General features: G+C 72.4%; 14 protein-coding genes. 5 read left to right on the top strand and 9 right to left on the bottom strand.

The window, feature by feature from the left end; translation table 11 throughout:
- Positions 1-19 precede the first annotated feature (19 nt).
- A complete protein-coding gene (locus tag QSK20_RS18140) occupies positions 20-805 on the top strand; it encodes a bleomycin resistance protein (RefSeq protein ID WP_285789775.1) in 786 nt (261 codons plus the stop codon).
- Positions 806-948: 143 nt separating this feature from the next.
- Here the strand turns inward: QSK20_RS18140 and QSK20_RS18135 are convergent, their stop codons facing one another.
- The 4 genes from QSK20_RS18135 to QSK20_RS18120 all read right to left on the bottom strand — a co-directional run bounded on the left by QSK20_RS18135 (position 949) and on the right by QSK20_RS18120 (position 5237).
- Positions 949-2154 (bottom strand): snapalysin family zinc-dependent metalloprotease, encoded by a 1206-nt coding sequence (locus tag QSK20_RS18135; RefSeq protein WP_285789774.1) that lies wholly within the window; start codon positions 2152-2154, stop codon positions 949-951.
- A gap of 258 nt (positions 2155-2412) precedes the next feature.
- Positions 2413-3375 carry a TIGR03885 family FMN-dependent LLM class oxidoreductase gene (locus QSK20_RS18130; RefSeq protein WP_285789773.1) on the bottom strand — a complete coding sequence of 321 codons (963 nt, stop codon included), beginning with the start codon at positions 3373-3375 and terminating at the stop codon, positions 2413-2415.
- 173 nt (positions 3376-3548) lie between these two features.
- Positions 3549-4961 carry an NADP-dependent succinic semialdehyde dehydrogenase gene (locus QSK20_RS18125; RefSeq protein ID WP_285789772.1) on the bottom strand — a complete coding sequence of 471 codons (1413 nt, stop codon included), beginning with the start codon at positions 4959-4961 and terminating at the stop codon, positions 3549-3551.
- A gap of 12 nt (positions 4962-4973) precedes the next feature.
- A complete protein-coding gene (locus tag QSK20_RS18120; protein ID WP_285789771.1) occupies positions 4974-5237 on the bottom strand; it encodes a DUF6343 family protein in 264 nt (87 codons plus the stop codon).
- Positions 5238-5418: 181 nt separating this feature from the next.
- Here QSK20_RS18120 and QSK20_RS18115 point away from each other — a divergent pair, with 181 nt between their 5' ends.
- Positions 5419-6285, top strand: a complete 867-nt coding sequence (locus tag QSK20_RS18115) for a GDSL-type esterase/lipase family protein (RefSeq protein ID WP_285789770.1) — start codon at positions 5419-5421, stop codon at positions 6283-6285.
- 26 nt (positions 6286-6311) lie between these two features.
- On the opposite strand, the gene QSK20_RS18110 is transcribed toward QSK20_RS18115, so the two are convergent.
- The 3 genes from QSK20_RS18110 to QSK20_RS18100 all read right to left on the bottom strand — a co-directional run bounded on the left by QSK20_RS18110 (position 6312) and on the right by QSK20_RS18100 (position 8124).
- Complete coding sequence (locus tag QSK20_RS18110; RefSeq protein WP_502888928.1) at positions 6312-7073, bottom strand: EcsC family protein; 762 nt, start codon at positions 7071-7073, stop codon at positions 6312-6314.
- 43 nt (positions 7074-7116) lie between these two features.
- Positions 7117-7263, bottom strand: a complete 147-nt coding sequence (locus QSK20_RS18105) for a hypothetical protein (RefSeq protein ID WP_170107945.1) — start codon at positions 7261-7263, stop codon at positions 7117-7119.
- A gap of 63 nt (positions 7264-7326) precedes the next feature.
- Entirely contained in the window at positions 7327-8124 is a 798-nt protein-coding gene (locus tag QSK20_RS18100) for a peptidase M23 (protein ID WP_285789769.1), read from the bottom strand.
- Positions 8125-8639: 515 nt separating this feature from the next.
- Here QSK20_RS18100 and QSK20_RS18095 point away from each other — a divergent pair.
- The 3 genes from QSK20_RS18095 (at position 8640) to QSK20_RS18085 (ending at position 10787) form a co-directional block, all read left to right on the top strand.
- Positions 8640-9560, top strand: a complete 921-nt coding sequence (locus QSK20_RS18095) for a proteasome assembly chaperone family protein (protein WP_285789768.1) — start codon at positions 8640-8642, stop codon at positions 9558-9560.
- Positions 9561-9642: 82 nt separating this feature from the next.
- Positions 9643-10440 (top strand): exodeoxyribonuclease III, encoded by a 798-nt coding sequence (locus QSK20_RS18090; protein ID WP_285789767.1) that lies wholly within the window; start codon positions 9643-9645, stop codon positions 10438-10440.
- 26 nt (positions 10441-10466) lie between these two features.
- Positions 10467-10787, top strand: a complete 321-nt coding sequence (locus QSK20_RS18085; RefSeq protein WP_285789766.1) for an antibiotic biosynthesis monooxygenase family protein — start codon at positions 10467-10469, stop codon at positions 10785-10787.
- Positions 10788-10815: 28 nt separating this feature from the next.
- Here the strand turns inward: QSK20_RS18085 and QSK20_RS18080 are convergent, their stop codons facing one another.
- Both QSK20_RS18080 and QSK20_RS18075 read right to left on the bottom strand, forming a co-directional pair.
- Positions 10816-13704, bottom strand: a complete 2889-nt coding sequence (locus tag QSK20_RS18080) for a tetratricopeptide repeat protein (protein WP_285789765.1) — start codon at positions 13702-13704, stop codon at positions 10816-10818.
- Positions 13701-14153: a hypothetical protein gene (locus QSK20_RS18075; protein WP_285789764.1), complete on the bottom strand. Its 453-nt coding sequence runs from the start codon at positions 14151-14153 to the stop codon at positions 13701-13703. The genes QSK20_RS18080 and QSK20_RS18075 overlap by 4 nt, the downstream gene beginning before the upstream one ends.
- Positions 14154-14232: the final 79 nt, after the last annotated feature.

Here is a 14232-nt window from a genome sequence, read left to right as displayed (position 1 = left end):
CCGGGGCTGGAAAGACCGCATGGCCGACGAACTCACCGTGCCGCTGCTGCCCTGCGGCTCCATCGACACCGTTGCCGACTTCTACCAGGTCCTCGGATTCCAGGTCACCCACCGGCAGAGCCGACCCAACCCCTACGTCGCCCTTCAGCGGGAGGACCTGCACCTGCACTTCTTCGGCCTGCCGGACTTCGACCCGGCGACCTCGTACGGCAGCTGCCTGGTGCTCGTCCCCGACGTCGCGGCCCTGCACGCGGCCTTCGCCGAGGGCATGCGGGCCGCGTACGGCCGGGTGCCGGTGGCCGGCATTCCCCGGATGACGCGACCCCGGCCCCGGAAGAACGCCGACGGGCTGACCGGGTTCAGCGTGGTCGACCCCGGCGGCAACTGGATCCGCATTTCGGCGGGGGCGACCACCGAGCGGTCGGCAGAGCGGTCGGCCGAGCCGGCGACCCCACACGGCCAGCTGGCAGACACCCTGGCGGCCGAGCCGGCGACCCCACGGAGCCGGCTGGCAGAAGCCCTGCGCAACGCCGTCGTGCAGGCCGACTCCCGGAGTGACCACCGACAGGCAGCGAAGATCCTCGACGGCGCGTTGGCCCGGCCGGAGGCCGCCGACGACCCGGTCCTGGCGGTGGAGACGCTGGTCTACCGGGCCGAGATCGCGATCGTGCTCGACGACCCCGACACGGCCCGTACGGCACTGGACCGGGCCCGGCGCGTTCCCCTGTCCGACCTGCATCACGGCCGGGCGGCCGACACCCTCCGGCACGCCGCCGACCTGGACGCCGGCCTACCGCCCGCGTAGCCCGAGCTCACCACGTCGCACCGCCTGCAGCCCACACCGTCCACAGCCGCACCGCCCAGCGCGGTGTGCGCGCTGGGCGGTGGTGTGGTTGCAGGGGCCCCCTGTTCGACAGAAAGCGGTAGCAGGGGACCCCTGCTACCACCTCAGACCGGCAGGCCGCCGACCTGGGTGTTGATCCAGCTGCGGATCGCGGTCAGGTCGCCGTAGATGGACGGACCGGTGGCGCAGGTCGGGTTGTTGTTGCCGGCACGGCTGGTCGCGCCGATCAGGTTCCACACGCCGTTGATCTGACGCACCTGCGGGCCGCCCGAGTCGCCGTAGCAGGCGCCCGCGTTGCCGTTGGTGTTGTTGGTGCAGATCTCGTAGGCCGCGTTGATGCCGCTGCACCGGGTGTCCGCGACGATCGAGGTGTCCAGCTCGTGCGCGACGGTCGGGGCCGAGCCGCAACCCCGGGTCGGGCAGGTCTGGCCCCAGCCGATGATCCGGGTGGCGGTGCCGACCGCGCCGGAGGTGGTGGGGATGACCGCCGGGGCGTAGCTGACCGAGCTGGAGAGCTGGAACAGCTTCACGTCGATGGTCGGGTTGTTGACCGCCCGGCTCACGCCGACCACGGTCCCGCCGCTGGTGCGGTTGATGCTGCCCACCCGCACCGAGGACGGCGTCGGGCAGTGCTTGGCGGTGACCACCCAGTTCGCCTTGATCAGGGTGCCGGTGCAGCCGGAGGTGTAGACCATCCAGGGGTAGTTCTCGGTCGCCGGTCGGCCGTTGACGACCAGCGGCGAGATCTCGTCCTGGGCCTCCTCGGGCCAGGTGTAGGTGCCGGCCACGCCGGCGGTGGTGCGGCTGCCGGCGAAGAGCGAGTTCACCTGGGCGGCCTCGGTGGCGTTCGGGTAGGCGTTGGTGCAGGAGACCGGCGCGCTGCTACCGGACATCAGGTCCGAGCAGAGGCCGGTGCGCCGGTCCGGCAGGCCGAGGATGTGACCGAACTCGTGGGTGGCGATCCGGGTCCGGTTGTAGCCCTGGTCGACCGCCTGCCATCCCATGTAGATGGTGCCCCGGCCGAGGCCGGTGACGTAGGCGCGGGGCCAGCCGCTGTCCACCCGGATGGTGACGGCGGCCGGCGAGCCGGCCTGGAGCCGGACGTTGCTGACGCTGCTGTTCCAGATCGCGGCAGCCTGGTCGAAGTTGGTGCGGAACTCACCGGCCCGGCTGGCGTCGTAGAGGACGGTGCGCACCGCGGTCCCGGGGTCGGCGGAGGCCGGCGCACCGCCGACGGCCTGGACACCGGCGAGGGACAGCGCGAGTGCGAGCGCGGCACCAGCCGCGCGGGACAGTTTCCGTCGGAACATCAACCACTCCCCTGGTCCGCGGTGGCGTCACCACCGCAATCGAAGTCAATCAATCTTACGGGGAGTCGCGCGCCCGGCACGAATAGTGGTTGGGTCATACGTTCCGGACCACTCCGATGTGGTCCGTCGCCATCCCGGCGCGGCTGCGCCCGGCGTAGGTGTCCGGCTCGGAGACCACGAAGCGCGGACGCCCGCCTCGACCGGTTCCACACCGCCTCAGGCCGTCGACCCGGCTCGACGGGTCGACGGCCCGGGGAGTCAGTGGGCCCGCAGCTTCGGCAGCACCTCGGTGCCGAACGCGTCGACGAACGGGCTCAACTCCTGCCCGACGTGGTGCAGGAAGATCCGGTCGAAGCCGAGGTCGAGGTACTCCTCCAGCCATCCGGTGTGCCGGCCGAGGTCGGCGGAGATGTTGACCACCCGGCGCAGCCGCTCCATCGGCACCTGCTCGGAGATCACGTCGAAGTGCTCCACCGTCTCCAGGTCCCAGCAGACCGGCGGGGCGAAGACGTTGCTACGCCACTGGTCGTACGCGATCCGCTCGGCCTCCGTCTCGTCCGCCGCCCAGCTGAGGTGCACCTGGAGACTCAACGGCCCCCGGCCACCGGCGTCCCGGTAGGCGTCGATCATGGCGCGCAGGTGCGGCACCGGAGCGTTGACGGTGATCAGGCCGTCGGCCCACTCGGCGCACCAGCGGGCGGTGGCCACGCTGACCGCCGCGCCGACCAGGGCCGGGGGCTGCTCCGGCCGGGTCCACAGTTTCGCCCGGTCCACCCGGACCAGACCGTCGTGGCTGACCTCCTCACCGGCCAGCAACGCACGGATCACGTCCACGCACTCCCGCAGCCGCGCGTTACGGACGTCCTTACGCGGCCAGGGATCACCGGTGATGTGCTCGTTGGCCGCCTCGCCGGTGCCGAGCGCGGCCCAGAACCGACCCGGGTACATCGCGCCGAGGGTGCCGATCGCCTGCGCGATGATCGCCGGGTGGTAACGCTGGCCGGGAGCGTTGACCACACCCAACGGCAGGCTCGTGGCCTGGAGGGCGGCACCGAGCCAGGACCAGGCGAACGCGGACTGCCCCTGACGCTCGCTCCACGGTGCGAAGTGGTCCGAGCACATGGCCGCGTCGAACCCGGCCCGTTCCGCGTGGACCACCGCTTCCAGCAGCGCGGTGGGGTGGATCTGCTCGTGGGAGGCGTGCACGCCGAACACCGTCATGCCACGCACCCCTACCCAGAACGGCCGCCCGGCAATCGGCGCCCGCCCCGGGTGGTAGCAGGGGTCCCCTGCAGTGCAAAAACGCCCTGCAAGGGGCCCCTGCTACCACCTCAGCCCCCTGCTACCACCTCAGCCACCCCAGCCGCCTCGGCCGGGCACCGCCCCGGTCGCCCTCACTCGGCGTGGGCGCCGGCTCCCGCCGAGGGGCCGCCCTCGCCGACCCAGACCGTCTTGACGTTGCAGAACTCGCGCATGCCCAGCGCCGACAGCTCCCGTCCGTAGCCGGAGTTCCGTACGCCGCCGAAGGGCAACTGCGGGTAGGACGTGGTCATCCCGTTGACGAAGACGCTGCCGGCGTCCAGGTCGGTGGCGAAGCGCTCCTGCTCCTCGGGGTCCCGGGTCCAGGCGTTCGCGCCGAGACCGAAGCTGGTGCCGTTGGCCACCTCGACCGCCTCGTCGTACGACGACACCCGGTAGAGCCCGGCGACCGGACCGAAGACCTCCTCGCCCCACATCCGCATCTGCGGCGTCAGGTCGGTGACCACGGTCGGCGGGTACCACCAGCCGGGCCGGTCGGGCACCTCGCCGCCGCAGAGCACCCGGGCGCCCCGCTCGGCCGCGTCGCGGACCTGGGCGGCCACCTCGTCCCGGCCCCGCTCGCTGGCCAGCGGCCCGACGTCGGTCCGCTCGTCCATCGGGTCGCCGACGCGCAACGCCGCCATCCGCTCGACGAACCGCTCGGTGAACGCGTCGAAGACGTCGGTGTGCACGATGAACCGTTTCGCGGCGATGCAGGACTGGCCGTTGTTCTGGCAGCGCGCGGTGGTGGCGACCTCGGCGGCCCGGTCCAGGTCGGCCGAGGGCATCACCACGAACGGGTCGCTGCCGCCGAGTTCGAGCACGGTCTTCTTCAGCTCACGTCCGGCGATCGCGGCGATCGACCGGCCGGCCGGCTCGCTGCCGGTCAGGGTCGCCGCGCGGACCCGGGGGTCGGTGAGGACCCGCTCGACGGCGGACGAGCCGACCAGCAACGCGGTGAAGGCCCCCTCCGGGAACCCGGCCCGGCCGAACAGCTCCCCCAGCCAGAGCGCGGTCTGCGGCACGTTCGAGGCGTGCTTGAGCAGCCCGGTGTTGCCGGCCGTCAGGGCCGGCGCGGCGAACCGGATCACCTGCCAGAGCGGGAAGTTCCACGGCATCACCGCGAGCACCGGCCCGATCGGCTGGTACCGGACGACGGCCCGTCTCGCTCCCACCGCCGCAGCGTCGGCCGGCTCGTCGGCGAGGAAGCGCTCCGCGTTGTCGGCGTAGAACCGGCAGGCGGCGGCGCACTTCGCCGCCTCGGCCTTCGCCGCCGCGTACGTCTTGCCCATCTCCGTGGTCATCACCCGGGCGATGTCGTCGCGCTCGGCGTCGAGCAGGTCGGCCGCCGCGGTCAGCCACCGGGCCCGCTGCGCGACCGAGGTGCCGCGCAGCTCCGTGAAGGCCCGGTGCGCGGCGGCGATGGCGGCGTCGATCCGGTCGGGCGGCATTTCGTCGTACGTCCGGAGCACCTCGCCGGTGGCGGGATCGGTGGTGGCGATGGGCATGTCGTACTCCTGTCACTCGAAGAGCGAGTGGCGCGCGCCCGGCTCCTCCCGGCGGCGGGCGGCCCGACGGCGCTGGATGACGACCAGGTCGACCACCGCCACCGCGGCGAGGACCCCGCAGATGACGGCCAGCCAGGGCAGGTCGGCGCGGGCGGCCAGTACGGCGAAGACCACCATGGTGACGAGCCCGAAGCTGGCCAGGACCAGTCGCAGGTTCAACGCGCTGTAGGCGTGGCCGACGGTGCCCCGGGCACCTCGGGGCTGCGATCGCGTCATTCCGGCGAACTACCCGGTGCTCTGCGGTTTAACCTGCCGCACCGGTCGCGGACCGCTACATACCACATGGATGCCCGGTACCGGACGGTTGTGCCGGATGCCCGACATCGGGTGACCCCGAATGGACGGCGGACGCGTAAGGTGACCCCGCTGTCGCACCGCGCTCCGGAACGGGATGGTCATGCCTCGACGTTGGGTCGCCGCCGTGGCCAGCCTGTCGGCGCTGGTGGCGCTGGCCTGCGAGAGCGGGAGCGGAGGAGGCGGCGACGACGGCACCCCCCGTCCGCCCCGGGACACCCCGCGCCCCGGCACTCCGGTGGCGATGGCTGCCCTCGGCGACTCCATCAGCACCGGCTTCGGCACCTGTCTGGTGCTCGCGTCCTGCGAGCGCAACTCCTGGTCGACCGGGGACGGCCGACGGGTGGAGAGCCACTACCGGCGGCTGCTCGACCGCGATCCGGCGATCCGGGGCCGGGCCTACAACCACGCGAAGGCGGGGGCCCGCGCGTCGGCCCTGCCCGACCAGGCCACCCGGGCGGTACGCGACAAGGCGGACTACGTCACCGTGCTGATCGGCGCGAACGACGCCTGCCGCGCCGACATCGACCAGATGACGCCGGTCAAGACCTTCCGCCAGCAGGTCGACCGGGCGCTGCGGACGCTGCGCGAGGGGCGCCCCAAGGCCCGGGTGCTCATGGTGAGCATCCCGGACCTGTACCGGCTCTGGGAGGTCGGGCACACCGACAAGGATGCCGTGCGGGCCTGGCAGCGTGGTGTCTGTCCGGCCCTGCTCGCCAACCCGACCTCGACGGCGGCGGCCGACCGGGAGCGCCGCCGGACGTTCCAGGAGCGGATCGACGACTACAACGACCAGTTGGCCGCCGCGTGCCGGGCGTACGGGTCGCGCTGCCGGCACGACCGGGGGGCCGCGCACCGGGTGCGGTTCACCCTCGACGACGTCAACACCATCGACCACTTCCACCCGAACAACGCCGGCCAGGAGCGGCTCGCCAAGGTGACCTGGTCCGCCGCCGGCTTCGCCGACTGAGGTCGGCCCCGACCGGCGGCGACCGGTCAGGGGTGGCGCGGGGGCGGGACCACGCCGGCGCGGTGCTGGGCGTAGAGCGCCCGGGACCGGTTGGCGAGGTCCTTGGTGGCCGAGGAGTTGGCCCAGGTGCCGAGGATGATCGCCGCGCCCGGCACCACCTTGGCGAACATCCGCTTCGCCGCGCGCACCCCGGCCATCTGGGCCAGCCGCACCCCGAGCTTGAGCATCACCCGTCCGAGGGCGGGCTGGGAACCGCCGCCGAAGAGCGCCCCGGCCCGCTCCCGGCCGGCGGCGACGCCGAGGGCGAGCCGGGCCGTCTCGGCCACCTTGTGCACCTTCTGGAGGACCAGCAGGTCGGTCGCCCGGTCGGTGTGCTGCGGCTCGACCCCGTAGGCCGCGGCGATGTGCAGCACCATCCGGGCCTGGGTCCAGGCGAGCACCCCCACGTCGATCACCGCGCCGGGCAGGCCGGCGGCGCCGGAGACCGCTCCGGAGAGCCGGGCCCGGTTGACGAAGCGGCGTACCGCCTGGTCGGCGAGGGCCTCGGCGGAGATGCCGGGCTGCTCGGCCCGGGCCCGCTCGGCCCAGCGGGCCGCCTCGGGCCCGAGCCGGCGGACCGCCTCCAGGGCGAGGTGTTCCGGTGCGTACTGCGGGTCGTCCCGCATCCGGTCCCAGAGTCGGGCCGGGGGCGCCTCGGGGGCGTCCAGCGGCTCGGCGGGCTCGGCGGGGGTCGCCGGGGGACGGGGTGCGGGCACGGGCTGGCCGTCGACGGGGGTCGAGTCGGTCACGGGATGGCTCCGGGGGTCAGCGGGACAGGTACGACGGGAGGGGTCAGCGCCGCTTGCCGAACTTGGCCGCCAGGCCCCGCAGCTTCTGCTGGGTGGCCGGCTTGGCCAGTTCCCGGCGACCACGGTCGACCAACTGCTGTCCCTGCGGGGAACGAAGGAAACGGCTGATCTTCTGCATGAGCGGTGACATGGTGTCCTCCTGTCGTGGCCGTACCACTCATGTGTACCCCGAAGGAGCAACCGGCACGCCCGACTACGTCGCGGGAGCCACGATCGCGTTGACGATCACCGTCGCCCGGGACTCGTGCTGCGCGTACGCCTCGGGGAAGCCCGACACCTGCACGGCCTGGGCCGCCTCGGTCAGCCGCATCTGCTGCCAGCCGGGCACGGTCAGCAGCGTGCTGAGGAACTTGCGGGTCGCGTACGCCGGGTCCATCAGCTGCTCGACGCTCCCCCAGCCCATGCTGGCGCGCTGCTGGAACAGGCCGACGGAGTCGTGGTCCCAGCCGAGGCCCTGGTTCGAGAGGTTCTGCGACTCGGGGAGCACGCCGCTGGCGAGGTTGTAGAGGTTGCTCTCCTGCATCGCGGTGGCCACCGCGATGACCAGCGCGCGCCGGGGTACGCCCATGGCGTGGCCGGTCCGGACGATCTTCTTGGCGTTGTTCATCTGGGCGACGGTCAGGCCGGCCACCGGGGCGGGGTCGACCGGCTTGCGCGGGGTGGGCTTCTTCGTCGGGGTGGTCTTCTCGGGGGTGGGCGTGGGGTCGGGGGCGGTCGACGCGCTGGGCGTGGGGGTCGCGGGCGGGGCGGACGGCGTCCGGGCCAGTCCGCGCGAGGCGCTTTCCTGCTCGGCCCGCCGGAGGAGTTCGGCGTTGGCGGCGGGGCTGCCGGTGGGGGATCCCTCGTCCGCCGACCGGAGTTCGACGACGGTGACCAGGCCGAGGCAGCAGGCGGCGGCAGAGGCGAGGGCGATCGTCGCCCGGCCGGGCCGGCGGGTGAGGGTGTGCCGCAGCTTCCGGCGGCGCCCGGGACGTTCACCCTCGGTGATCATCTGGTCAGATGATGAACCATCAGCCTTTCGGTCATCTGCGCTGGTGGAAGCGGGTCGATAGTGGATCTTGTCATCGTCACGCATCCGCCGAGGCTAGGCAGAGAAGGCGGGTTCACCACCCATGGTGATCTATGGCGCTGCCCACATTTTTCACCATCAAACCAGCTAGACCACCATGCCTTGCCTCCTATATTGCCAAAGCCGGCGATATGGTCATTTCCCTCGGACGATCCGGACCGTTCTCCGACGGGTGGGAAACCCCCCGCCCGCCGGCCGTCCGGCGGCGCGGACAGCGGTTCCACCGTCCGGTGGAGGTCATGCCAGCCGAAGGGACGGGCGCGGGGCGCAGTCTCCCCGACGGCACCCCGGAAGGCGACCGGTCGAGCGGGAATGGGAGGGCGCCGCCCCCGCCACCGCGTCAGGACGGAATGCACGAAGATGGCGAATGCGTTTCCCGTACCGGGTGCCGTTGCCCCACGGCCGCCCGTCCGCACCACTCAGGGAGGTCCAGACCGGTGCTCGACCCACAGGAGCTGTACCAGCTCACCGACGACCTGCCCGAACTCGGCCAACCGGTGCTCATCCAGGCGCTGACCGGCTTCGTCGACGCCGGCAACGCCACCCGGCTGGCCCGCGAACAGCTGCTCTCCAGCCTCGAGGCCCGGACGGTCGCCACCTTCGACGTCGACCAGGTCTTCGACTACCGCTCGCGGCGCCCGGTGATGACCTTCGTCGAGGACCACTGGGAGCAGTACGACGAGCCCAAGCTGGAGCTGCACCTGCTCCACGACGACGACGAGACCCCGTTCCTGTTGCTCACCGGTCCCGAACCGGACCTCCAGTGGGAACGCTTCGTGGCCGCCGTCGGCGACCTCGCCGCCCGGCTGGACGTCCGGCTCACCGTGGGGATCAACGCGATCCCGATGGCCGTACCGCACACCCGGCCGACCGGGGTGACCGCGCACGCCACCCGGCGTGAGCTGATCGCCGGCTACGAGCCGTGGTTGCAGCGGGTGCAGGTGCCCGGCAGCGTGGGATACCTGCTGGAGTACCGGCTCGGCCAGCAGGGACGGGACGCCCTCGGCTTCGCCGCCCACGTGCCGCACTACGTCGCGCAGACCGAGTACCCGGCCGCCGCCGAGGTGCTGCTCGCCTCGGTGTCCCGCAGCACCGGGCTGCTGCTGCCCAGCGACGGGCTCCGTTCCGCCGCCGAGGTGGTCCGGGTGGAGATCGACCGGCAGGTCGCCCAGACCGAGGACGCCGCCACCCTGGTCCAGGCCCTGGAGGAGCAGTACGACGCGTTCGCCCGGGGACGGGGTGGGAAGAACCTCCTCGCCGCGGAGAGCGGTCCGCTGCCCACCGCCGACGAACTCGGCGCCGAGCTGGAGCGCTTCCTGGCCGAGCAGAGCCGGCCAGGCGACCAGCCGGGCAGCTGACCCCGGTCCCCGTCAGGGGGCGGCCGGGGCGGTGACGGCGGGCCGGGGGGCGTGCGGCTCCCGGATCAGGCAGGCTGGGGGCATGCGCCTGGCGACCTGGAACGTGAACTCGGTGAAGGCCCGGCTGCCCCGGCTGCTCGACTGGCTCGCCGGCACCGCGCCGGACGTGGTCTGCCTCCAGGAGACCAAGTGCCCCGACGGCGCGTTCCCGGTGGCGGAGGTGGGCGAGCTGGGCTACACCGTGGCGAGCCACAGTGACGGGCGGTGGAACGGGGTGGCCATCCTCTCCCGGGTGGGCCTGGCCGACGTCACGGTCGGCTTCCCCGGCCAGCCGGGATTTCCCGAGCCGGAGGCGCGCGCCGTCTCGGCCACCTGCGACGGGCTGCGGGTCTGGTCGGTCTACGTGCCGAACGGGCGCACCCCCGACGACCCGCACTACGCGTACAAGCTGGCCTGGTTCGCCGCCCTGCGCGACGCGCTCGACACGGAGCTGAGCAGCGGCTCGCCGGTGGCGGTCTGCGGCGACTTCAACGTCGCCCCCACCGACGACGACGTCTGGGACCCGGCCCTCTTCGTGAACTCGACCCACGTGACGCCGGCCGAGCGGGAGGCCCTGGCCGCCCTGCGTGACCTCGGGCTGACCGACGTGGTGCCCACCCCGATGAAGGGTCCGCATCCGTTCACCTACTGGGACTACCGGGCCGGGATGTTCCACCAGAACAAGGGCATGCGGATCGACCTGGTGTACGCCTCCGCGCAGGTCGCCCGGAACGTCCGCGCCGCGTACGTCGACCGGGAGGCCCGCAAGGGCAAGGGCCCGTCGGACCACGCCCCGATCGTGGTCGACGTCGACCTGGAGCCCGTCGTCGAACCCCTCTGACCGGTGACGGCCGTAAGGTGGGTGCCATGGCAGTCGTGAAGATCAACGCGATCGACGTCCCACCCGGTGCCGGCGAGGAGCTGGAGCGGCGGTTCGCCGCACGCGCCGGCGCGGTGGAGGGCTCCCCCGGCTTCCTCGGCTTCGAGCTGCTCCGCCCGGTGGCCGGCGAGACCCGCTACTTCGTCTACACGAAGTGGGAGTCGGAGGAGGCGTACCAGGCGTGGGCGTCCGGGCCGGCACGGGCCGCGCACGGCGGCGGCGAGGGCGGCGAGCAGCGCAAGCCGGTCGCCAGCGGGGCGAACCTGCTGGAGTTCGAGGTGGTGCAGGAGGTCTCGGGAGCGCAGTGACTCCCGGCCCGCCGGCGTCAGCTCGTGCTCACGTCCCGCCCACGGCCTCCTCCACCTGCTGACGGAGGGCGTCTGCTTCGTCCCTACGACCGAGCGCTTCGAGCACCTCGGCAAGAGCTCGGTATGCCGAGACCAGGTGACTCCCGAACATCTGCGGGAGCTGCGCGGCCAGTAACCGGTAGAGGCCGATGGATTCGGTGACGGTCTCCAATGCCTGCGGCAGGTTGGCTTTCAGGTTGACGCACACCACGGAGTACGCCCACAGCGACCTGGCGAGATCGGGCAGGTGGGCAGCGGGGTTCGCCTCAGCCAACCGCCGATAGATGCCAGCGGCTTCCCCGGCTGCGGACAGAGCCTCACGACGACGCCCCAACTCGGACAGAAGCGTGCCGAGATTGCTCAACGATCCCGCAAGACCGGGTAGATACGCGATCGGATTCGCCTCGACCAACCGCCGGTAGACACCCGCCGACTCCTCGGCCACGAACAAAGCCTCGTCACGACGCCCTGCCCGGGACAGCAACAAACCGAGATTTGTCAACGCCCGAGCGAGATCGGGTAGATGCGCTGCCGGATTCGCGGCGACCAACCGCCGGTAGACGCCCACCGCCTCCTCCCCGGCTAACAGCGCCTCGTCGCGACGACCGACCCCGGACAGAAACGCGCCGAAGTTGCTCAACAACAGGGCGAGTTCAGGCAGGTACGCGGCGGGATTCGCCTCGACCAACCGCCGACGGATACCGATCGCCTCCTCAGCCACGGCCACAGCCTGATCACGACGCCCCAACTCGGACAGGAAGTTGGCGAGGTTGTTCAACGACACGGCGAGGTCGGGCAGGTACGCGGCCGGATCCGCCTCGACCAACCGCCGGTAGACGCCCGCCCCCTCCTCCGCCACCAACAAGGCCTCGTCACGACGCCCCACCCCCGACAGGAAAATGCCGAGATTGTCCAGCGCCGCGGCGAAGTCGGGCAGGTACGCGGCCGGATTCACCTCGACCAACCGCCGGTAGACACCCGCCCCCTCCTCCGCCACCAACAAGGCCTCGTCACGACGCCCCACCCCCGACAGGAAAATGCCGAGATTGCCCAGCGACATCGCGAGACCGGGCAGATACGCCGGATCCGCTTCGACCAACCGCCGGCGGATGCCGACCGCTTCCTCAGCCACGGTCACAGCCTCGTCCCGACGCCCCACCCTGGACAGGAACACGCCGAGATTGCTCAACGACAGGGCGAGGCCGGACCGATGTGCGGGCTTCCCCTCAGCAAACCGCCGCCACCTGTCGGTGGCTTCTTCGGCCGAGGTTACGGCCTCATCGCTGCGGCCGGCGTTGGCCAGACGAGCTGCGTGGTTTCCGAGCAGTCGGGCTTGCTCGGCCGGGTCGGTGGCGACACCGAGGCGACGGTGGACGAGCGCGGTGCTGATGGCTGCGGCTGCGGTGTCGAGATCGATGTGCCGGTTCTTGGGCAGCAGTGCGTCGACGGCTTGCAGCACGGTGATGTCGGCGTGGGGGAGCTCGGCGAGGCGGGTGATGGTGGCGCCGCCCGCGGCCAGGGCCAACTGGGGGTGTCGCCGGACCAGCGGGTACAGCACGGTGTCGGCGACGTGGGGCCAGCGGTGGGCGGTTTCGACCAGGACGGTGACCGCGCCGGGGGCCCAGGTGGCGGGCTCTCCGGTGAGCAGGGTGTGCGCGGCGGTGGCGGCCCAGTCGTCGGGTTGCCAGTCGTCGGCCCCGGTGTGCGGGTGTCCGGGCGTGGAGAGGGCGATGAGGTCCTCGCCGAGCCGGTCGGGCCGTAGCCCGTGCAGGACGGTGCCCGGGTCGTCGGGGGGATAGCAGAACCGGTGGTCGTCGATGATCGTGGCGACGCCGGGTTCGGTCACCCGGGTGCGGGTCAGGATGGTGGTGGCGTCGTCGCGGGTGACGGGGCCGGTGAGGGTGGCCAGGTAGACGGCGCGGCCCATGACCTCCGGGCTGGTGGGTCGACGGTCCTCGGCGCGGGCGTGCAGGTGGTGCCAGTGTGCCCGTTCCCGGTGCAGCAGGTACGCCGACAGGGCGTGCGGCTGCGTCGGCGGGGCCTGCCCGTGGTGGTGGGCGTCGACGGCGACCAGGGCGGCCATGTGCACCGCGAGGATCTGCCGGAACGCCGCTCCGGTCAGCTCCGGCACGGCGATGCCGGCGGTGTCGGGCACGTCGAGCGCGGCGCTGAACCGTTCGCGGGCCTGGTCGAACAGCACCGTCCGGTCGGTGTGTTCGTCGAGCGGTGGCAGGAGGTGCGCCTCGGCGATGATGGCGTGCTCGCTGTCGAGACGGTCGCGCAGCGCGGCCCACCAGAAGCCGGCCGAGCGGGCCAGCAGCAGCACCCGCAGCACCAGGCCCGTTCGCAGGGACACCGCGTTCAGGTCGGTGATCAGCCGGTTCAGGTCCGACGCGGGCCACCGGTCGGCGTAGTCGACCACGGCCAGCGCCCCACCGCCACCGGGAGCCTCCCACAGGCTGCCGGCGGACTGTTGTTCCGGAGTGTGCAGTACCCGCCACGTCAGCCAGCCCGTCGCGTGGGCCTGGGCGGCGACGTGCCGGGCCAGCCGGGTCTTGCCCTGCCCACCAGCGGCATGGACCAACCGCACCGAGACCGGCTCCGCGCCGCCCATCCATGCGTTCAGCGCGTCGAGTTCGGCGTCGCGGCCGGTGAACGGCACCACCTGGTGCCGGGCCAGCAACAGTCGGCTCGGCTGCCGCCGCGCCGTGCCCACCGGTAACGGCACGGCCCCCGGCCGGAAGTCACCGATCTGGTACGGCGGCCGGTCCGCCACGACGGTGACGTTGCCGGCGACGTCACGAATCTGGATCACCGGGCCGAACACCATGCTGGCCGTGACCGTCTGCGCGTCCCGCGCCGGGGATCGCCAGCTCACCGGTCCACGTCCACGTCTCCGCCGACGTCGTCGACCTGCCGCACCCCGCCGGCCGTCCACGACCCGGTGACCGACTGGCCCCCGGACCCGCCCTGGTCGGTCGCCCCCGACGTGGGCGGTCCGGCGGCCGCCGCTGGCGGGTCGGCAGCGGCGGGTGCCGGCGATGCGGAGGTGCCGATCCGCACGTTCCCGCGTACGCCCCGCACCTGGGCGACACCGCCCCCGACGACGGAGCCGCTCACGGACTGCCCGCCCGTGCCGCTGCTCTGCCGGCGGGCCAGCAGCACCCCGTACGCGGTGAGCGGTAATCCGAGCACGGCGACCGTCGCGGCGACGACGCTGCCCCACTTGTCCGCGTCGTCGAGCCGGGTCACGCCCAGGAACACGCCCAGCCCGACCATCCCGACGCCGACGGCCAGCAGCCCGGCCCACACCACGGTCCTCCGCACGCCCGACATCACTCCATGATGGACGGTTGCCGCTTCCGACGGGCTCGACCTGCCGGGCCGTCGGCTATCCGACGCTGTT

It is taken from the genome of Micromonospora sp. NBRC 101691, from assembly GCF_030269285.1.
Taxonomy (GTDB): domain Bacteria; phylum Actinomycetota; class Actinomycetes; order Mycobacteriales; family Micromonosporaceae; genus Micromonospora; species Micromonospora echinospora.
The sequence above is the reverse complement of the archived record's forward strand: the minus strand, read 5'-3'. Positions and strand labels throughout refer to the sequence as shown.

Bases quoted from the DNA above. Each gene is read 5' to 3' on its own strand.
- QSK20_RS18085 (WP_285789766.1), top strand. From the start codon at position 10,467: ATGGCAGTCGTGAAGATCAACGCGATCGACGTCCCACCCGGTGCCGGC.
- QSK20_RS18115 (WP_285789770.1), top strand. From the start codon at position 5,419: ATGCCTCGACGTTGGGTCGCCGCCGTGGCCAGCCTGTCGGCGCTGGTG.
- QSK20_RS18125 (WP_285789772.1), bottom strand. From the start codon at position 4,961: ATGCCCATCGCCACCACCGATCCCGCCACCGGCGAGGTGCTCCGGACG.
- QSK20_RS18140 (WP_285789775.1), top strand. From the start codon at position 20: ATGGCCGACGAACTCACCGTGCCGCTGCTGCCCTGCGGCTCCATCGAC.
- QSK20_RS18105 (WP_170107945.1), bottom strand. From the start codon at position 7,263: ATGTCACCGCTCATGCAGAAGATCAGCCGTTTCCTTCGTTCCCCGCAG.
- QSK20_RS18135 (WP_285789774.1), bottom strand. From the start codon at position 2,154: ATGTTCCGACGGAAACTGTCCCGCGCGGCTGGTGCCGCGCTCGCACTC.
- QSK20_RS18100 (WP_285789769.1), bottom strand. From the start codon at position 8,124: ATGATCACCGAGGGTGAACGTCCCGGGCGCCGCCGGAAGCTGCGGCAC.
- QSK20_RS18120 (WP_285789771.1), bottom strand. From the start codon at position 5,237: ATGACGCGATCGCAGCCCCGAGGTGCCCGGGGCACCGTCGGCCACGCC.
- QSK20_RS18130 (WP_285789773.1), bottom strand. From the start codon at position 3,375: ATGACGGTGTTCGGCGTGCACGCCTCCCACGAGCAGATCCACCCCACC.
- QSK20_RS18090 (WP_285789767.1), top strand. From the start codon at position 9,643: ATGCGCCTGGCGACCTGGAACGTGAACTCGGTGAAGGCCCGGCTGCCC.